The following is a 3,151-nucleotide window of genomic DNA, read 5'->3' on the forward strand; positions in this document are numbered from 1 at the left end:
ATACCTTGACCACCAGCGAGCTTTTCACTCCCGCTACGTATTCCTCCACGTTATCCATAATCGGCTGACTAAAGCTGAAGATGGTTCCGGGGTATACGCTGAGCGATTTTTCCATTTCTTCCAGCAGTTCCTCTTTGGAAACGTTTCGCTTCCACTCTTCTTTCGGATAGAGCTGAACGTGAAATTCCACGTTGAAGAATCCGGTTGGATCGGTACCGTCATTGGGTCGTCCAGTCTGGGTGAGTACAAAGCGAACTTCTTCAAACGACCGAAACTTCGCCTTCATCTCTTTCGTCAATTTTACCGATTCCTGAAGACTTACACTGTTGGGCAACGTAGCCCGAATGTACAGAGCCCCTTCGTTCAGCTTGGGAATAAACTCCGAGCCTAGTCGCCCGAAGCTAAGCATACAAACGGCAAATAATCCAATAAATACGGCGATGGTCGCCTTCGGCATCCGAAACGCCCCCGCGAAGAGCTTGTAAATACCGTTCCGGAAAAAATCGGTAATCGGGTTTTCAGGATCCTTGATGTTTTTGCGTAACAGTACCTTACACATGGCAGGTACGTACGTCAGACTCAGCACAGCCGAGCCAATGAGGGCGTAACCGAGGGTAAAGGCCAGCGGCGTAAACATCTTGCCTTCTACTTTCTGGAAGGTAAAGATGGGCAGCAGGGCCACGATCAGGATAATCTGGGCAAAGAAGATGGATTTGGCGACCGTGCGGGCACTCTGTTTAATAATCCCGAGTTTCGAGATTTTATTAAACCGCTCCATGCCCAGTTCATGAGCCCGCCGGTCGAGTCCCACGAAAACCGTCTCCACCATCACCATCGTTCCTTCCAGCAGCAAGCCGAAATCAACGGCACCGATGGAAATCAGGTTGGCCGGAACCCCCTGCACGCGTAACATGATGATCGCAAACAGGAAGGCCAGCGGAATCACGGAAGCGACGATTACCGTCGTTCGCCAGTTGACCAGAAAAACAAAAACGAATACCGAGACCAGTACAATCCCCTCCACGAGGTTGTGCGTTACCGTATCCACCGTTGTGGTGACCAGTTCGGAACGGTCGTGGAACGGTTCGATTTTTACGCCCTTAGGAAGAATCCGGTTGTTGAGGTCATCAATTTTCAGCTTCAGGTTATCAATGACGGCACTTGGATTTTCACCCCGTAGCATAATCACAATCCCTTCTACCAGATCATCTTCGTCCTGCAAACCGACCTGACCCAACCGGGGTTTCGCCGTAATGTTTACCTTGGCGACGTTCCCTACGGTTACGGGCGTACCGTTGACGTTCTCAATCAGGATATTTTCGATGTCGGCCGTACTTTCCAGTAAACCCACGCCGCGTACCGCATAGGCTTGGCTGCCCTTGGTAATGACATCGCCACCGACGTTGATGTTACTTTTGGAAACGGCTTCAAAAACATCCAGGGACGTCAGGTTGTAGTTGGCCAGTTCAACCGGGTCTACCTGTATTTCGTAGATTTTTTCTTCCCCGCCAAAGCTGACCACCTGAGCCACGCCGGGTACCCCTACCAGCTCCCGTTCAACCACCCACTCCTGGAGAGCAGATAATTCCCGAATCGGCAGGTCACCCTTGAGTACGTACCGGAAAATTTCCCCCGTCGCACCGGCGGGCGGTTCAATTTCCGCATCCGCTCCCTCGGGCATATTCACATTATTGATCCGATTGGAAGCGTACTGCTGGGCGTAAAAGTCATCGACCTTCTCGTCAAACAGTACGGTTACCACCGACAGCCCAAACAGCGAAACCGAACGTACTTCGGTCTTCTTCGGGATCGTATTCATCTCCCGGGTGATGGGCAACGTAATAAATTTCTCTACCTCTTCCGCACTCCGACCGGACCACTGGGTAATGATTCGAACCCGGGTGTTGGTGACGTCTGGAAAGGCTTCTATGGGCGTGTTCATGTAGCTGATAATCCCGGCACCCACCAGCAAAAAGGTCATAAAAAAGACCAGAATGTGGTTTCTCAGGGAAAAGGCTACAATCTTTTCGACAAATTTGGACATAACAGACTCAGTGTGCGGCTTTAGTTTGCTTCAACTGATTATAAACCAGCAATTGATTTTTAGTCAGAATTTTATCTCCTACCCGTACGCCTCCGTGGAAGTACGTGGAGTCACCATTCTGGAAGAGGGGCGTCAGGTTAACCAGCTCGAGATTGCATTCGTCCTGGTACTTTACGACGAAATAGCGGTCTTCATCGAACACGACGGCTTGCGTAGGAACGGCCAGCGTCGTTTCGTTACCCGTTTTTTGTACGCGGATAATGACAAACATTTCGGGCTTCAGCAGCAAACCGGGATTATCCAGGAAAATCTGAGCTTTCAGAACGCGTTCGTTCGGATCGAAGACATTGGAAAAACGACTGATCTTTCCGTGGAAAACAGTATTGGGGTACGCCGTTGTGGTAATCTCGACGGGCATTCCTTCTTTCACCTGTCCCAACTGCCCCGTGTAGATGTTTGCCGTAACCCACACCTGTTTCAGGTCAGAAATGGTAAACAGGGCATCGGCACCCGCTTCCACCTGTTGCCCGACAACGATGTTTTTCTCCACGACATAGCCGTTACTGGCAGCTTTGACGACGAGTACCCCTTTTTCCAGACTACCGCCGTACAGGTTTAGCGTTTCCTGAGCTTTGATGATGCCTTGCTTGGCCACATCTACTTCGCTTTCGGCCACGACCAGCTCTTTTTCCGTAGCCAGTTTATCTTCGTACATTTCCTTGACCGAAGCCAAGTTCCGTTCGGCGGTTCGCAGGTTGGCCTGAGCCGTTTTCAGATCTGTACTCAGGTTAGTTAGTTCCGAGCTGCGTAGTTCGAGCATGACCTGGCCTTTCTTCACGTAGTCCCCCAGCGTAAAGTTGACTTTACTCACCACACCATCGATGAGCGGTACAAACCGAACAACCTTGTCGGGATTGTAATTGACTTTTCCCGTCAGTGAAATCTTCTGAATGGGCGTCGTCGCTTTTACTTCGGTCGTTTGAGTGGTTACCTCCTTGGCCAGACAATGGGTAGAATCGGCCTGGGGAACGTTTTGGGTCTGTTGCTCGGGCTTTTGATTGCAGCTCAGCACAAGACCGCCCAACAGAGCGAGTGTCAGGCCATTAA

2 protein-coding genes are annotated in these 3,151 nt (G+C 50.7%); both read right to left on the minus strand.

Annotated features, from left to right (window positions below):
- The coding region (locus ACOJTG_RS14625; protein ID WP_420154506.1) for an efflux RND transporter permease subunit at positions 1–2,044 on the minus strand (2,044 nt) is incomplete at its 3' end.
- 7 nt (positions 2,045–2,051) lie between these two features.
- On the minus strand, positions 2,052–3,151 hold a 1,100-nt coding region (locus tag ACOJTG_RS14630; protein WP_420154507.1), incomplete at its 5' end, for an efflux RND transporter periplasmic adaptor subunit.

This window comes from Siphonobacter sp. (assembly GCF_048595215.1).
GTDB lineage: Bacteria > Bacteroidota > Bacteroidia > Cytophagales > Spirosomataceae > Siphonobacter.